This window comes from Vogesella mureinivorans (genome assembly GCF_007644035.1).
Lineage (GTDB): Bacteria > Pseudomonadota > Gammaproteobacteria > Burkholderiales > Chromobacteriaceae > Vogesella > Vogesella mureinivorans.
On the sequence record NZ_VMTV02000862.1, the window covers coordinates 1 to 278 of the forward strand.

At 66.9% G+C, this 278-nt stretch carries 1 protein-coding gene; it reads left to right on the plus strand.

Annotated elements, in window-relative coordinates; all coding sequences use genetic code 11:
• On the plus strand, positions 1-278 hold a 278-nt coding region (locus FLQ44_RS19975; protein WP_206209014.1), incomplete at both ends, for a hypothetical protein.

Here is a 278-nt window from a genome sequence, read left to right on the forward strand (position 1 = left end):
CTGCAGCGCGGCCCGGGCCAGACCGACGAGGTGTTCCAGCTGCGGATCGTCGCGCACAGCCTGCAGCAGGCCTTCGAGCGTTACTACATCGCGATCGCGGTGCTGGTGAAGAACGGTTCGGGCACGCTCTCCACCGGCGAGCTCGAGAACTTCTGCCAGCTCACCGCCCAGCGCCTGTCGCTGCTGTACTCGCAGGCCGCGCCGGAATTCTTCGACCGTGCTCTGTTCCGCGGTTTCATCGGCAAGCTGCGCGAGCTCGGCCTGATCCGGCTCGATGC